The sequence below is a fragment of the Subtercola vilae genome, assembly GCF_004923255.1.
GTDB classification, from domain to species: Bacteria; Actinomycetota; Actinomycetes; order Actinomycetales; family Microbacteriaceae; genus Subtercola; species Subtercola vilae.
The window spans coordinates 1-14816 of sequence record NZ_QYRT01000021.1 but is presented as its reverse complement, the minus strand read 5'-3'; the positions used below and the strand labels follow the sequence as shown (position 1 = coordinate 14816).

Below are 14816 nucleotides of genomic sequence, written 5' to 3'. Positions count from 1 at the left end.
AAATGAGTACTCACGGGGCAGACCTTCAGCTTTCACCGCCGACCGATACTCTCTCGTCGGTCGGCGAGGTTGAGGCCTTGAAGCGCATCTTCCCGCGGTTGCCCGCGTCTTCGGGCGCTCTGCTCGGCCCGGGTGACGATGCCGCGGTCGTGGCGGCACCGGATGCCCGGTTCGTCGTCACCACTGACATGATGATTCACGGGCCCGACTTTCGCCTCGCGTGGTCGACCCCGCACGACCTGGGCTGGAAGGCGGCGATCACCAATCTCGCCGATGTTGCGGCGATGGGAGCCGTTCCCTCTGCCCTCGTCGTTGCGATCGCGGCCCCGCTCGACACCCCTGTCGCCACGCTCGAAGGTATCGCTGACGGCCTCCGAGATGCCTGCGCGGCGCACGCGCCGGGCACCGGCGTGGTGGGTGGTGATCTCTCGGTGTCGAACACGCTGACGCTGGCCGTCACCGCCTTCGGTTCGCTTGAGGGCCGTAAGCCTGTTGTGCGATCGGGAGCCGCCGTGGGGGATACGGTGGCGGTCGCCGGCGAACTCGGCCGTGCCGGCGCGGGCATCTGGTTGCTGTTCGCCGAGGGCACGAGCGTGCTCCCCACGCGCCCCGACAAAACGGCCGCGCCAGCATCTGAGCAATTGCCCGAACCCGAGGGTCAGCCAGATGCCGAACTCGGACGGAAGCTGCGCGAGCAGCACCCCGAACTGGTGGAGGCCCAGCTCGCGCCCACCTCGCCCCTCGACGCCGGGCGCCGCGCGGGAACCGCCGGGGCGACCGCGATGCTCGATGTGTCTGACGGCCTGATTCTCGACGCGGGGCGCATCGCGCTGGCCAGTGGGGTGTCGATTGAGTTTCTGCATGACGCCATCGAAGCCGAAGCAGAGTCACTTCGTGCGCTCGACCCCGTGGTCGGTGCACAAGCGCGTGACTTTGTGCTCTGTGGAGGAGAAGACCACGCCATGCTCGCGACGTTCTCATCCGGCGCGGCCCTGCCAGAAGGCTTCCGGATGATCGGTGTGGTCACCGAGCGCGCACCTGGGCATCCACTTGTCACTGTTGGCGGCGAGGCGTATGTGCGGCCCGGCGGGTGGGATCCGTTCAGCGACTGGAACGGCGCCACCGGCTGAGCGCCACCGCCTACGGGCCTGAGCGCCGCTGCCCATGCTCCGGAGCGCCTGAGGCTACCCCCACCACAGCGCGACAACCAGCCAGCGTGCCCGCTACAATTTCTGGATGCCGCGCGAACGAAGCGCAAGACCGTCGCAGCATCGACGCAGGTGAACGGAGCCACACGCACGATGGGCAAGCTGATCTACGGGAGCCCCGGAACCGACATCGACTTCGACGACCGAGTTCTCGCTCACCTCCGTGTTGTCATCGTGACGAAACTCCGGCGCGGCGAATCGTTCACCATGCAGTACGCCTCCGGCCTCGATTCGGGTGCCGGGCACGGCTCGCTGTGGATGCATCCTTCGATTCCGCTGCAGTTCAGGTTCTACGGCAGCAAAGAGCCCTCGCTGAACCGTGCATGGATAGAGGCGCTCATGCTCGGCGCCAGCACGACGGTCGGCCTGCAACTGCTGCCCGAGCCAGACCCCCAGCACTGACTCCGAGCGAGACCCCAGCACGCACCTCTTCCAGTGCGGCCAACGCGCGTGAGGGGGCAGCCGGCCCGAAAGCCTGCCGCCCCCACACGAGGTACTGCGTTACCGCTCTGCTGAACCGACGCCGTCGAACTCGAGCGACTGTGCCAGTGGCACCGGGTCGCGCTCGATGGTCGTGGCCAGCGGCTTCTCTTTCACGAACACCAGCAGCACGGTCGCCACCAGCACCAGCGGAACCATGTAGAGGAACACCGGCGTCAGAGCATCGTTGTAGGAACCCACGATGATGTCCCGCACAGCCGACGGCAGGCCTCGAACGAGGTCAGGCGTGAACGAGTTGCTGCCACCTGCGTTGCCGGCTCCGGCGGGCATCCGCTCGCTCAGCAGCGACGTCAACTTGGCGACGAACAGCGAACCGACAACGGCCGAACCGAGCGAGGCCCCGATCTGTCGAAAATAGTTGTTCGACGCGGTCGCCGTACCCACTTCACGCTGCGGGAACGAGTTCTGAACGATGAGAATCAGAATCTGCATGCACATACCGAGCCCGATGCCCATGATGGCAAGGTAGGCGCAGATGATCCAGACCGGCATTCCAGCGGTCATGGTCGACAGCAACCCGAGGGCCACCGCGGTGATGATCGTTCCGACGATGGGCAGGAACTTGTAGTGACCGGTGCGGCTCACCAGCTGGCCCGAGCCGATCGAGGTGATCAACAGTCCCGCCATCAGCGGGATGAGCAGCAGCCCGGCCTGGGTGGCCGTGGCGCCGGTGACCATCTGCATGTAGGTCGGCAGGTAGGCGAGGGCACCGAACATCGCGATACCGATGATGAGACCGGCGATCGTGGTGAGGTTGAAGTTACGGTCTTTGAACAGGTGCGGCGGCATGATCGGTTCTACGGCCCGGCGCTCGACCATGATGAAGGCGATCGCGGCCACCACAGTGCCGGCGATGAGGCCGATGATGGTGGGCGAATCCCAGGCGTAGGTGTTTCCGCCCCAGGTCGTGGTCAGCACGAGGCCGGTCGACGCGAGTGCGAGCAGCACCATTCCGGGGAAGTCGATGCGCGGTTTCTGCTGCCCACCTTTCGGCAGGTGCAGAAACATGACTGCCGAGAGGATAGCGAGGATGCCCAGGGGAATGTTCATCAAGAAGCCCCAACGCCACCCGGGCCCTTCGGTGAACCATCCACCGAGAAGGGGGCCGGCAACCGATGAGAGTGCGAACACGCCGCCCATGATGCCCATGTACTTGCCGCGCTCGCGGGCCGGTACGACGTCAGCGATGATGGCCTGCGACAGAATCATGAGGCCACCGCCGCCCAGGCCCTGAATGGCGCGACCAACGATGAGCTGGCCCATGTCGGGTGCCAGGCCGCCCACGACAGAGCCGACGATGAAGAGGCTGATCGCGGCGATGAACAGGCCCTTGCGGCCGATGAGGTCGCCGAGCTTGCCGTACACCGGCAACATGATCGTCGACGCGAGGATGTACGCGGTGGTGACCCACAGCATGTACTGAACCCCGTTGAGCTCGCCGACGATCGTCGGCAGCGCGGTGCTGAAGATGGTCTGATCCAGCGATGCCAGAAGCATCGTCACCATCAGGCCGGCGAAAACCAGCAGGATGTTGCGTTTGGCTGCCGGGTCGGCCGCAGGAGTTGCCACGGCTTTGGGCGAAATTGTGGTGGTCATTGGATTTTCTTCGTTACCTCTCTGACGAGCGAGATCGCTCGTGTTTCAATCTGTTCTGGGTCTGCCGTGCTGCCGGCAGCCACCCACTCTTTGATCACGACGCGGGCCGCCCCGCTGCAGAGCGCGAGCAGCAGCTCGGCTGAGGCGGCGAGATCGGCATCGGCGGCCGATTCGACGTCGGAAGCGAATGTCTTGTCGGCCCTCACGAGTGTCTGGATGGCCGCCGTCATCTGACCGGCCATGCGGGTGAACTGCGCGATGTGACGGCCGAGGAGTTCGGGGTGCGCCTGAACGATCTCCATTCGCATGGCGTGCAGGTCGGAGTTGGCAATCGTGGGGCCGATGACCCCGAACACCAGCTTCATGATCGACTCGACGAGGTCGGCCCCGTCGTAGCGGGCGATGTGCAGAGCGACGACTTCTTCGGTCAGCACAGCATCGCGAAGGCCGAGAATGGCGTCTTCTTTGCTGTCGAAGTAGTTGAAGAAGGTGCGCGACGACACGTCGGCCGCTTCGCTGATGGCGTCGACCGTTGCGGCAGCGAGGCCGTCGCGTGCGACGAGCTCGACGGCGGCCCGCTCGAGGTTGGCCCGTGTCTCTGCGCGCTTCTTGTCGCGAAGGCCCAACGGGGGAGATACTGTCATGGGTCAATTGTTGCGCAATGTGCAAAGTTTCGCAACTGCAATGTTGCTGTACTGCAAATTTGCGACAATGTAATTTTGCTTAGCCTGCAATTTCACCGAAAACTCGGCGCGATTGCAGGCCCGGCACGCCCACCATTCCCGGCTGTTCGACTCAGCTGGGCGTGATCCAGTACAGCACCGTCTCCCCGTAGTCTTTGCGGCGGTCGAGAATCAGGCTCGCCGGCAGCGCCGGCTCGGGCGAGCGGGAGCTGCGCTCGAGCACCACATCGGCACCGGGTGTCAGGTGCGGAGCGAGCAGCGTGAGCGCCTCGGTGATCTCCGCCTCGCTGAGGTCGTAGGGCGGGTCGATGAAGACCACGTCGAACGTCGAGACGGTCTGGCCGAGAAAGGCCACCACCGACTGGGTTGCCACATGGATGCGCGGGCTCGCGCTCGGCGGCCTGCCGACGCCGCGCTTGGCCGGCGCGTTCGGGCCGCCGCGCGGAGTGGGCCGCGTGGCCATCGCGGCCTTCTGAACCAGCGCCACGTTCGCCTTGATCACGCGAACAGCCGCGGGCGCTCGCTCGACGATCGATGCTTCGGCGGCGCCCCGGCTCACGGCTTCGAGCGCGAGCGCGCCAGAGCCGGCGTACAGGTCGAGCACCGACGAGCCCCCGAGAATGCCGCGGGAGTCGAGCGCCGAGAAGACGGCCTCCCGCACACGATCGCTGGTGGGGCGCGTGCCGGCGGGCGGCACGGCCAGCCGCTGCGAGCCGGCGAACCCGGCGATGATGCGGGTCATCGGGTGACCCCGGCGGCGAGAAGGGGAGTGGTCGTTGTGCGCATTCCAGCACCCTAGCGTGCTGTCAGGCGATGGATGCTCGGCCACCGCCTGCGCGGTGTCAGTGCCCGCGCCTACAATCGGGCATATGAACGCGTCTCCCGTGCCTTCGACGAGCCGCCCGGTCGTCATCATCGGCACCGGCGCGGGTTCACCGCTCGACGCCAAAGTCGCGGGCGTGCTCGGCGGCCGCACGGCGGGTGCTCTGCAGAAGGCCTTCGGCATCGTCACCGTCGCCGACATGCTCGCGCACTACCCGCGCCGGTACGCCCGCCGGGGCGAGCTCACCGCGCTCGGCGAACTGCCCCTGAACGAATCGGTCACCATCGTGGCCGAGGTGCGCACCGTGCGGGAGAGGCCCATGAAGGCGCGGCGTGGGTCGATTCTCGAGGTGTCGATCTCCGACGGCCACGGCATTCTCACGCTCACCTTCTTCAACCAGGCGTGGCGCTCGAACGAGCTCCGGCCGGGCGTGCGGGGCATCTTCACCGGCAAGGTGGGGGAGTACCGCGGCGCCCTGCAGCTGGCTCACCCCGACTACGAGCTCTTCAACGACTTGTCGCTCGACACTGGCACTGCAGAGGCCAAGAAGTTCGCGGAGATGCCCATTCCCATCTACCCGGCGAGCGGGTCGATGGCGAGCTGGCAGATCCAGAAGTCGATGGCGCTGGTGCTCGATGCGCTCGGCGACATCGGAGATCCGGTGCCCGCAGCAGTCAGGGCAGAGCGCGGGCTCGAGTCGTTCGAGGCCGCGCTGGAGGGCATCCATCGGCCGGAGAAAGACAGCGATTGGCGGCGTGCGAGAGACGCCCTGAAGTTTCAGGAGGCGTTCGTTCTGCAGACGGCGCTGCTTCAGCAGCGCCAGGCCGCCCACGCCCAGAAGGCGTTGCCACGGGTCGCGAAGAAGGGTGGCTACCTCGAGCGGTTCGATCGCGCTCTCGCGTTCACCCTCACTGGCGACCAGTCGCTGGTCGGCAGCGAGATCACGGCCGACCTCGCGAAGCCCGAGCCGATGAACCGGCTGGTGCAGGGTGAGGTGGGCTCGGGCAAGACACTCGTGGCGCTGCGGGCGATGCTCGCGGTAGCCGACTCGGGCGGCCAGTCGGCGTTGCTCGCGCCGACGGAGGTGCTCGCCTCGCAGCACCTCCGCTCCATCGTGAAGGTGCTGGGCCCCGACCTCGCGGCCGAGCTGGTTCCCACGCTGCACACCGGCCAGTCGCCGGTGGCCCAGCGCCGCAAGGCGCTTCTTCGTATGGTGTCGGGGCAGGCGAAGATCGTCGTCGGAACACACGCGCTGCTGAGCGACAACGTTCAGTTCTACGATCTCGGGCTGGTCGTCGTCGATGAGCAGCACCGATTCGGTGTCGAACAGCGCGAGGCGCTGCGGGCGAAGGGCGCTCAGCCGCCGCACGTGTTGGTGCTCACGGCCACGCCCATCCCGCGCACGGTGGCGATGACGGTGTTCGGCGACCTCGACATCAGTACCATCAGCGAGCTGCCCGCCGGTCGCCAGGGCATCTCGAGCTTCGTCGTGCCGCTCACAGACAAGCCCGGCTGGGTGAATCGGATCTGGCAGCGAACCGCCGAAGAGCTCGAGCAGGGCCGGCAGGCCTTCGTGGTGTGCCCGGCCATCGAGCCGAGCGTCGCCGAGCCGGCCGACGAGCTCGAGCCGGTCGACGGCGAAGAGGGCCCCGCCCGGCCGCTGACCACGGTGCTCGGAATGCTCACCGAGATCCGCGCCAACCCCATGCTGGCCGGCCGTCGCATCGAGCCACTGCACGGCCGCATGACGAGCGAGGAGAAAGAGCACACCATGCTCGCCTTCGCCGCCGGTGAGATCGACGTTCTGGTGGCAACGACTGTCATCGAGGTCGGTGTCGACGTGCCCAATGCGTCGACGATGGTGGTGATGGATGCTGACCGCTTCGGCGTCTCGCAACTGCACCAGCTGCGGGGCCGGGTCGGTCGCGGCGGTGTTCCGGGGCTCTGCCTGCTCGTGACCTACGCCGAACCCGAGACGCTCGCCCGCGAGCGGGTCGAAGCCGTGGCGTCGACGCTCGATGGGTTCGAGCTCGCGCAGATCGACCTCGAACTTCGCCGCGAGGGCGATGTGCTCGGCAGCAGCCAATCGGGCGGGCGGTCGTCGCTGCGGCTGCTTCGTGTGGTGAGCGACGGCGACCTCATCGGTGAGGCGAGGCAGGCGGCAGCAGAGGTACTCGCAGACGACACGGGGTTGGCCGGGCATCCGGAGCTGCGTGCCGCACTGGCGCGACGCCTCGATGAGAGTGACCGTGCGTTTCTCGCGAAGAGTTAGTGGTCGGCCGGGGTTGGTAGCCTGAGGGCATGAGCACCATTGCGGTTGTCCCAGGTTCCTTCGATCCGGTGACCCTCGGGCACCTCGATGTGATTGCCCGCGCAGCCGGCATCTTCGACGAGGTGCACGTGGTCGTGGTGCACAACCCCGGGAAGACCGCGCTGCTGCCTATTGCCCAGCGGGTGGTGCTCATTCAGAAGGCCATCGCCGACGGGGGGTTGCCGTCGAACATCGTCGTCACGTCATGGAGCATGGGGCTGCTGGTCGACTACTGCGTCGAGGTGGGGGCGACAGTGCTGGTCAAGGGCATTCGCTCGCAGGTCGATGTGGCGTACGAGACACCGATGGCGATCGTGAACCGTAACCTCGCCGGGGTTGAGACCGTGTTTCTGCTGCCCGACCCGGCGCACGCGCACGTGTCGAGTTCGTTGGTGCGGCAGGTGGCGGGGCTCGGCGGAGACGTGTCGCCGTACGTTCCCGCTGCGGTCGCTGAGTTTCTGGCGTCGCACGCCTGAGGGCGGATCGGTTTCCATGCTGCCGCGAGGCGGGGCTGGCAGGTTGCAGTGCTGTAGGGCTGCCGGGGCGTCACTGTGCGACGGGATGGCAGGATTGACGTATGAGTGAACTGTCGATCGGCTACGCCGCCATGCTCGAACAGTTTCACCCGACAGAGGCCGTGGCGCTCGCCGCTCTCGCCGAGAAGCACGGTTTCTCGGGCACCATGGCGACCGATCACTTTCAACCGTGGGTGCCCCAGCAGGGCCAGAGCTCATTCGTCTGGAACGTTCTCACCGCGCTCGGCGAGCGAACGTCAGGCGATTTCGGCCCCGGAGTCACTGCTCCGACGTTTCGCTGGCACCCGGCGATGATCGCGCAGGCGAGTGCGACGATGGGCGCGATGTACCCCGGCCGGCACTGGCTCGGCCTCGGCTCGGGAGAAGCGCTGAACGAGCACATCGTCGGCCAGTACTGGCCAGAGGCCCCCGAACGCATCAACCGGATGTTCGAGGCCGTCGACATCATCAGCAAACTGTTCACTGCCTCGCTCGCCGGCCGCGACGTCAAACACCGCGGCGACTACTTCACTCTCGAGTCGACCCGGCTCTGGACCATGCCGCTCGTCGCTCCCGAGATTCTCGTCGCAACCTCGGGCCCGGTGACGGCGCGCCGAGCCGGTCGTCACGCAGACGGCCTCATCACCGTCGGCGCACCCATCGAGAAGATCGCCGGGCTGTTCAGCCGGTTCGCCGACGGCGCTCGCGAGGTGGGCAAAGACCCCGCCGGTATGCCGAAGGTGCTCCAGTTGCACCTCTCGTGGGCGCCCACCTATGAAGAAGCGCTCACGAACGCGCTGGTCGAGTGGCCGAATGGCGGCATGCGGTTCGCGAAGGCCGACATCCGTTCACCGTTCGAGTTCGAGCAGATGGCCAAGATGGTTCGCCCCGAAGACTTCGAGGGGCGGCTGCTGGTGTCGAGTGAACCCGATGAGCACAGGGCGTACATCCAGCGATTCGCCGACCTCGGGTTCGATCGCATCTACCTGCATAATGTGGGGCGCAACCAAGCAGAATGGATCGAGACCTTCGGGCGCGACGTACTGCCGAAGGTGGTGCGTTGATGGGCTCGGTATCGATATATGCCGTTGAGGGCATAGACGAGATCAGCGCGGGAGACGCGCTCGACGTCATCATCGGCGATGCCGTGGCAGCGGGCGACGTTGCTCCAGCCGACGGCGACATTCTTGTCGTGACCAGCAAGATCGTCTCCAAGGCCGAGGGCAGGTCTGTGCGAGCGGATGACCGCGAAGACGCCATCACCGCCGAAACCGTGCGCGTGGTGGCCACCCGCGAGCATCCGGGCGGCATCACCCGCATCGTCGAGAATCGCCAGGGCATCGTTCAGGCCGCGGCCGGAGTCGACGCCAGCAACACCCCCGCGGGAACCGTGCTGCTGCTGCCCATCGACCCCGACGCGTCGGCCCGTCGCCTCGCCACCGCTCTTCGCCAGAGGTTCGGCGTGCGCCTCGGAATCGTCGTCTCTGACACCTTGGGCCGCGCCTGGCGAGAAGGCCAGACCGACGCCGCCATCGGCTCGGCCGGGGTCTCGGTGGTCGACGACCTGCGTGGCGGCGTCGACACTTTCGGCCAGACGCTGCAGGTGACCCAGATGGCTGTCGGCGACGAGATCGCGGCCGCCGCAGACCTCGTCAAGGGCAAGGCGACGGGTGTTCCCGTGGCGCTCGTGCGTGGGCTCGCGCACTTCGTCACCGAGTCGCTCGACACCCCGGCGCGCGCCCTGAACCGCACCGGGCCCACCGACATGTTTCGGCTCGGCACCGACGAAGCCCTCGCGCAGGGCTTCGCCGACGGCTACGAGGCCGGATACCTCGCCGGGCTGGCCGCGAGCCAGTGACAGCCTTCGCTGCCCTCCGCTGGGTCGTCGTCGTGCCCGTCAAAGGCTCGAACGAGTCGAAGTCGCGCCTCGCAAGCTTTCCCCTTAGCGTCGCAGAGCGCCGTGACCTGGCGCTCGCCTTTGCGCTCGACACTGTCGACGCCATTCTGCGGGCCCCGGATGTTCTCGCCGTCGTCATCGTCACGAACGACCCCGCCTCGGCGGCGGCCCTGGCGGGGCTCGACGCGGCGCCCGTGCGTGGCGGTGGTAAGGGCAGCGGGCGCGACGCCGAGTCCGGCTCGGCCAAGGCGCTCGGCCGTGGCGCCGTGATCGACGCAATACCTCTTCCGCTTCGCGCCGGTGCGCGCGATGCCGGCGGGGCGTTCGGTCGGGGCGCTGAAGAGTCCCCTCTGCGCGTCGAGGTGATTCCCGACGCTGGTTCGGGTCTCAACGCCGCCATCGCCGACGGACTGCGTTTCGCTCGAGGGAGCTGGCCCGCGGCCGGGGTCGCCGTGATGACCGCCGACCTGCCCACGCTCGACACGGCCGACGTCGTCGACGCGCTCGGTCGCGCGGCCGGGCATCCGCGCTCCTTCGTCGCCGACGCCGACGGCACCGGAACCACCACGATTGCGGCTCGCCCGGGCGAACCACTGCGGCCTCTGTTCGGTGGCGCCTCGGCGGCCCGTCATTCGGCGGCTGGGCTCGTGCCGCTCGACGTGCCACTCACGTCGAGCCTCCGCCGCGACGTCGACACCCCGGCCGACGTGGCCGCTGTGGCGTCGGGTGCACTTGGGCCCCGCACGGCCGAGCTGCTCGGTCGCGTGACCGATGCGGCCCTCTGACCCGCGCCCCGCTGCAGTTTCTGATCAGAGGCGCGTCACGACCCGTTCGGCAAGCGCCGAGCGCGCCGGCAGCTCGTGGCCCACTGCGTTGAACCGCAGGCGCGGAGGTTCTGCGGTGAATCGCTCGATCCACTCAGCGACCGACGTCGAAGCCGCGATCGGAAACGCCGTGATCACTCGCATCGTCGACCCCGTCGTGATGCCGTAGACCACCGCTTGGCATCCGGCCGCCGATACGAGAACGGCCCGCGCCACATCCTCGCGCTCCTCGCCGGCCAGCTCGTCGATGAACGCTTGTGCTGCAGACTGGTGCCCGGGAGCCGTGAGCACCGGATGCACGGCCGATGTTATGCCGGCCACGAGCCCCCGCGGAGCATCCACCCCGCCCGCCGTCGCACTCTTCCCAGCACCTGCACTCTCAGCTGCACCCGCACCTGCACCCGCACTCGCACCGACCGACGGCAGCGTCGTATTCGTGTCTGCCGATGCAGTGAGAGGCCCCAGAAACCCGCCCGGCTGCCCGAGCGCCCGCCCCAGCTCGACGCTCAGCCACCGCTCGCGCTTCAACCCGTACGGAGTCTGAACCGTCGACAGCAGGTACCCGTACACGTGCAGCAGCCCGGCGTTGCCCACCGGCCACGCTGCACCCACCCCGGCCAGCGCGTGCAGCGCCTCGAACAGCGCCCGCCCGATCACGGGCACCCCGAGGTTCTCGTCGATCACCGTCGACAGCCCCCACGCCCCGAAACTCCCGGCCGCGCGGTCGAACTGAAGCTCGCGCACCAGATCGGGCAGCAGTTCCCGGAGCACTCGCTCGGCTTCCGCCGCGCTCCCGGCGCCCGTCAGGTCTCCGGATGCCCGCCGCACCCTCTGCTCGAACTGCGCCCGTTCCTCCAACTGCGCCCGTTCCTCCAACTGCACGGCCTCTTGGAACCGCTCTGCTTCGCTCACCCTCCCATCGTACGAACCCACCTCACCAGCCGCCCCCTCGATGGGCGCGCGACTGTAAGGCGGGGCGGGAAAGGCAAACCCAAGAGGTTTCCGCTGCGAAGAGAGGGAGTGACAGTGATGACGGGCGACAGGGGGTACGCGCCATTCGGTATTGTGGCCGACCCCGGATGTTTCGGCCTCAAGACCTCCGTCATCGCCACCGGTGCTGGCGCTGTCACGGTGCGGCACACCGCGACACCTGCGACTCTGGTACCTCGTACCGGATCTGTCGCGCCCAGCCTTCCCGCACCGCCCACCTCGCTGCCGCCCGCCGCGCTGCCGCGAACCGCCCTCGTGCTGCTGCACGGAGCCGCCGGATCCTGGTCGACCTTCACCCCGCTGCTGCAGGCCGCCCGCCGCGCCGGGCTCGATCTCGGCGACCTCGTCATCCCCGACCTGCCCGGCTGGGGCGACACCGCTCTGCCAGCAGATCCCAACCAGCGCACGATCGAGGCCATCTCCAGTTCGGTCGCCGAGGTGACTCGAGCGCTCGGCTACGACAGTTGGGTGCTCCTCGGCCATTCGCTCGGCGGCTTCGTCGCACTCGACCTCGCCGCGCACGAGCCGCGGGCAACCGAGAAGGTTCTGCTGGTTTCCGCGACCACCTTCTCGGTCATCGAGAGTGTGCGGCATCCGATCCGCCGTTTTCGAGGGCTGCCGGCGTACATCGGAATGCTCTTCGTCATGCGCACTCTGGCGGCGCTCGGCCGCTCAGGCACTCGGCTGGTGAACGCGACCGGCGACACGCGGCTCTTTCGCCTCGTCATGAGTCCGCTGTTCGCTCACCCGCACTCCGTCGACGCGACCGTGATGCAGGCACTCGCCGAAGAGGCCCGCCCGAGGTCGTTCGCCGAGGCCTCCGCCCGGGCGGGGCAGTATGACGCCGCGCGGGTGTGGGCGGGCATCCGGTGCCCCGTTCTCGCCCTGCACGGCAGCGCAGACGTCTTCGTCGCCGACTCAGACGACGCGCTTCTGGATGCTGTGATTCCGGACTTCACGGCCCACACCGTCGAAGGCGCTGGCCACTTCGGCCATATCGAGCGCCCCGACGCCGTGCTGGAGGACTTCTTCGCTCCAGCATCCCTCCCAACCAAGGCAGCGGGAATGCGCTGAACCCTTCAGCGCCGCCATCACTTCGGCGTCGCACCCGCCGCCGTCACGCGCGCAGCAGAGCCGCCTCCGCCAGAGCGGCACCAGCAAGCGCCGCCGCGTGCTCGACCGAGTTCATCCACAACGGAACCGCCACCACCCGGAGCCCCGCCTCAGCTAGCCCCGGCAGCAGCCCCGAATCGCTCTCGTCGACCAACCATGCATCGAGCAACCCTCCGCTCGCCCGCGCCCCGTAGTGTAGCCCCACCGCGTCGGCCGCCGTTGCCACCCCAATGGCGCTCAGGCACGCATGCGCCATGCCGCGCACAGCCGCCCCCGAGATGATCGGCGAGACCCCCACAATCGGAGCCGCTGTGTTTTCGAGGGCGCTCCGGATGCCCGGCACTGTCAGAATCGTTCCGATCGAGACCACTGGATTCGACGGTGCCACCAGCACCACGTCGCCCCCGAGTATCGCTTCGACCACCCCCGGCGCAGCCACGGATTCCTCGAGCCCCCGCTGCTCGAACCGCACCGCCGGCAGCCCGGCGCGGTACCGCACCCACCACTCCTCGAAGTGCATGCTGCGCTCAGCACCAGCGCCTGCACCGCCGGCCGCACCGCCGTCGCCAGCACCCTCGCCCGCCACCACCACATGCGTCTCCACCGGCTGATCGCTCATCGGCAGCAGCGTGATACCGAGGTTCCACCGCGCAGCCACATGCGCAGTGGCCTCTGACAGCGTGCGGCCCTCGCGCAGCAGGTGCGATCGGGTGATGTGGGTGCCGAGGTCGAGGTCGCCGAGGGTGAACCACGGCCATCCGACCCCGTATTCGGTGAGTTCGGTGCTGACCCGCTCCGATTCGCCGTGACGGCCCCAGCCGCGCTCTTCGTCGTTCGCGCCGCCGAGCGTGTACATGATCGAGTCGAGGTCGGGGCAGACGCGGAGGCCCGTGAGCCACAGGTCGTCGCCCGTGTTGACGATGGCCGTGATCTCGGCTGTCGTGCCGCCCTGCCCGTCAGGCAGGGTTGCCCGAAGATGCTCCCGCAAACCTCGAAGGAATTTGGCGCCACCGACGCCACCGGCCAGAACAGTTATCTTCACACTGTAATTTTCGCACCCCACCGCGGGTGTCAGCTGCGCACGAACCTCGACGCCACCTCGCTCAGCACATCTTCCGATCCCGCGTAGATGCCGTCGGCCCGCGGCCAGTGGGTGATCACGTCGGTGAACCCGGCACCGGAGGCCCGCCCCACGATCTCCTCGAACGCCCCCACACTCTGCAGGGCGTACTGCCCGCCCGAGTCGACCGACAGGTACCGGTCGATGCTGCCGGGGTCACGCCCGGCGGCCTCCGCGGCGTCGTCGAGACGGCCGGAGAGCGACTCGACCGACCGCCACCACTCCTCGCCCGTCGCCCCCTCGGCCCCCGTTGTGACCCAGCCCTGCCCGAACTGCGCCACCAGCCCGAGCCCCTTCGGGCCATTCGCCGCCAACACCAGCGGAACCCGCGGCTGCTGCGCCGCACGCCCCACCATGCGGGCCTCGTGTGCGGTGTACCAGGTGCCATCGAAGCTGATGCCGTACGGGGGTTCGACGTCGGCGCCCCGAGTTTCGCCCGCCCGGGCATCCGGAGCCTCGAAGCGCAGCAGCGCATCGAGCAACTCGACGAATTCGGCGAACCGCTCGTGGCGTTGCCGCGCACTGAGGGCCTGCTGGCCGAGCACGAATGCGTCGAACCCGGTGCCGCCCGAGCCGAAACCGAGCGTGAACCGGCCGCCCGACACATCGTCGAGCGACGCCACGTCTTTCGCGAAGGGCACCGGATGCCGAAAGTTCGGCGACGAGACAAAGGTGCCAAGCCGAATGCGCTCGGTCACCACCGCAGCGGCAGTGAGCGTGACAATCGTTGAACCCCAGGGCTCGCCAGCCAGCGAGCGCCACGACAAGTGGTCGTACGTGAACGCGTGGTCGAAGCCCAATTGCTCGGCCTCAACCCATTTGCGGCGCCCGTCGGCCCAGCGGTCTTGGGGGAGGATGACGATTCCGTAACGCATGCTCACAGCATAGGTCGGGGGTGCGACATCGCGCCCGGCCTGCTTCCGCCAGCGCTTACGCCTGCCGCGAGGCCGCCGCGAGCAGCGCCGCGACCTCCTCGACATCGCCGCGCACGGCACCGGCCGTGATCCTCACATACTGCTGTCCCAGTTCTGAGTGCCCGTCATCGCTCGGCCCGGCCCGAAACGACGACCCCGCCGCCACCCGAATACCGCTCGCCGCCAGAGCCACCATCGCCGCGCGCTCGTCGGCCACGGGCATCCACAGGTTGATGCCGTCGGGCACAACATTTTCTGCCCCGACCCCGGGTGCCACTGCGCTCGCGCCACCGGCGGCGAATTCTGCAGCCCCGCCCATCC

14 protein-coding genes and 1 pseudogene are annotated in these 14816 nt (G+C 68.0%); 8 read left to right on the top strand and 7 right to left on the bottom strand.

Going from position 1 to position 14816, the window contains the following annotated elements; genetic code table 11:
- The first annotated feature begins 2 nt into the window (after positions 1-2).
- On the top strand, positions 3-1130 hold the full coding sequence (locus D4765_RS11450) for a thiamine-phosphate kinase (protein WP_136642436.1): 1128 nt from the start codon (positions 3-5) through the stop codon (positions 1128-1130).
- Positions 1131-1280: 150 nt separating this feature from the next.
- Positions 1281-1610 carry a DUF7882 family protein gene (locus tag D4765_RS11445; RefSeq protein WP_323512213.1) on the top strand — a complete coding sequence of 110 codons (330 nt, stop codon included), beginning with the start codon at positions 1281-1283 and terminating at the stop codon, positions 1608-1610.
- Between the two features lie 99 nt (positions 1611-1709).
- Here D4765_RS11445 and D4765_RS11440 read toward each other — a convergent pair whose 3' ends face one another.
- The 3 genes from D4765_RS11440 to D4765_RS11430 all read right to left on the bottom strand — a co-directional run bounded on the left by D4765_RS11440 (position 1710) and on the right by D4765_RS11430 (position 4730).
- Complete coding sequence (locus D4765_RS11440; protein WP_136642435.1) at positions 1710-3305, bottom strand: MDR family MFS transporter; 1596 nt, start codon at positions 3303-3305, stop codon at positions 1710-1712.
- Positions 3302-3949: a TetR/AcrR family transcriptional regulator gene (locus D4765_RS11435; RefSeq protein ID WP_136642434.1), complete on the bottom strand. Its 648-nt coding sequence runs from the start codon at positions 3947-3949 to the stop codon at positions 3302-3304. Before D4765_RS11435 ends, D4765_RS11440 begins: the two co-directional genes overlap by 4 nt.
- A gap of 151 nt (positions 3950-4100) precedes the next feature.
- Entirely contained in the window at positions 4101-4730 is a 630-nt protein-coding gene (locus tag D4765_RS11430) for an RsmD family RNA methyltransferase (RefSeq protein WP_136642433.1), read from the bottom strand.
- 127 nt (positions 4731-4857) lie between these two features.
- On the opposite strand from D4765_RS11430, the gene D4765_RS11425 reads away from it, so the two are divergent.
- From D4765_RS11425 to D4765_RS11405, 5 genes are all read left to right on the top strand, one after another.
- The gene (locus tag D4765_RS11425) at positions 4858-7083 is read left to right on the top strand and encodes an ATP-dependent DNA helicase RecG (RefSeq protein ID WP_136642432.1); all 2226 of its coding nucleotides are present in this window, start codon (positions 4858-4860) and stop codon (positions 7081-7083) included.
- A gap of 29 nt (positions 7084-7112) precedes the next feature.
- Positions 7113-7598, top strand: a complete 486-nt coding sequence (gene coaD, locus D4765_RS11420) for a pantetheine-phosphate adenylyltransferase (RefSeq protein ID WP_136642431.1) — start codon at positions 7113-7115, stop codon at positions 7596-7598.
- A gap of 101 nt (positions 7599-7699) precedes the next feature.
- The gene (locus D4765_RS11415; RefSeq protein WP_136642430.1) at positions 7700-8701 is read left to right on the top strand and encodes a TIGR03557 family F420-dependent LLM class oxidoreductase; all 1002 of its coding nucleotides are present in this window, start codon (positions 7700-7702) and stop codon (positions 8699-8701) included.
- Positions 8701-9495 (top strand): coenzyme F420-0:L-glutamate ligase, encoded by a 795-nt coding sequence (cofE, locus tag D4765_RS11410; RefSeq protein ID WP_136642429.1) that lies wholly within the window; start codon positions 8701-8703, stop codon positions 9493-9495. The genes D4765_RS11415 and cofE overlap by 1 nt, the downstream gene beginning before the upstream one ends.
- Positions 9492-10319: a CofC family guanylyltransferase gene (locus D4765_RS11405; RefSeq protein WP_161580427.1), complete on the top strand. Its 828-nt coding sequence runs from the start codon at positions 9492-9494 to the stop codon at positions 10317-10319. Before cofE ends, D4765_RS11405 begins: the two co-directional genes overlap by 4 nt.
- Before the next feature lie 24 nt (positions 10320-10343).
- Here the strand turns inward: D4765_RS11405 and D4765_RS19470 are convergent, their stop codons facing one another.
- Positions 10344-11270: a hypothetical protein gene (locus tag D4765_RS19470; protein ID WP_201799295.1), complete on the bottom strand. Its 927-nt coding sequence runs from the start codon at positions 11268-11270 to the stop codon at positions 10344-10346.
- Between the two features lie 117 nt (positions 11271-11387).
- On the opposite strand from D4765_RS19470, the gene D4765_RS11395 reads away from it, so the two are divergent.
- On the top strand, positions 11388-12422 hold the full coding sequence (locus D4765_RS11395) for an alpha/beta fold hydrolase (protein WP_136642427.1): 1035 nt from the start codon (positions 11388-11390) through the stop codon (positions 12420-12422).
- Positions 12423-12465: 43 nt separating this feature from the next.
- Here D4765_RS11395 and cofD read toward each other — a convergent pair whose 3' ends face one another.
- The 3 genes and pseudogenes from cofD to D4765_RS19215 form a co-directional block, all read right to left on the bottom strand.
- The gene (gene cofD, locus D4765_RS11390; RefSeq protein WP_136642426.1) at positions 12466-13503 is read right to left on the bottom strand and encodes a 2-phospho-L-lactate transferase; all 1038 of its coding nucleotides are present in this window, start codon (positions 13501-13503) and stop codon (positions 12466-12468) included.
- Positions 13504-13532: 29 nt separating this feature from the next.
- Positions 13533-14456, bottom strand: coding sequence for an LLM class flavin-dependent oxidoreductase (locus tag D4765_RS11385; protein ID WP_201799294.1), 924 nt, complete (start codon positions 14454-14456; stop codon positions 13533-13535).
- Positions 14457-14511: 55 nt separating this feature from the next.
- A pseudogene (locus D4765_RS19215) lies at positions 14512-14816 on the bottom strand (hypothetical protein); the annotation flags it as partial.

Bases quoted from the DNA above. Each gene is read 5' to 3' on its own strand.
- D4765_RS11425 (WP_136642432.1), top strand. From the start codon at position 4,858: ATGAACGCGTCTCCCGTGCCTTCGACGAGCCGCCCGGTCGTCATCATC.
- D4765_RS11430 (WP_136642433.1), bottom strand. From the start codon at position 4,730: ATGACCCGCATCATCGCCGGGTTCGCCGGCTCGCAGCGGCTGGCCGTG.
- cofE (WP_136642429.1), top strand. From the start codon at position 8,701: ATGGGCTCGGTATCGATATATGCCGTTGAGGGCATAGACGAGATCAGC.
- coaD (WP_136642431.1), top strand. From the start codon at position 7,113: ATGAGCACCATTGCGGTTGTCCCAGGTTCCTTCGATCCGGTGACCCTC.
- D4765_RS11415 (WP_136642430.1), top strand. From the start codon at position 7,700: ATGAGTGAACTGTCGATCGGCTACGCCGCCATGCTCGAACAGTTTCAC.
- D4765_RS11385 (WP_201799294.1), bottom strand. From the start codon at position 14,456: ATGCGTTACGGAATCGTCATCCTCCCCCAAGACCGCTGGGCCGACGGG.
- D4765_RS11440 (WP_136642435.1), bottom strand. From the start codon at position 3,305: ATGACCACCACAATTTCGCCCAAAGCCGTGGCAACTCCTGCGGCCGAC.
- D4765_RS11450 (WP_136642436.1), top strand. From the start codon at position 3: ATGAGTACTCACGGGGCAGACCTTCAGCTTTCACCGCCGACCGATACT.
- D4765_RS11435 (WP_136642434.1), bottom strand. From the start codon at position 3,949: ATGACAGTATCTCCCCCGTTGGGCCTTCGCGACAAGAAGCGCGCAGAG.
- D4765_RS11395 (WP_136642427.1), top strand. From the start codon at position 11,388: ATGACGGGCGACAGGGGGTACGCGCCATTCGGTATTGTGGCCGACCCC.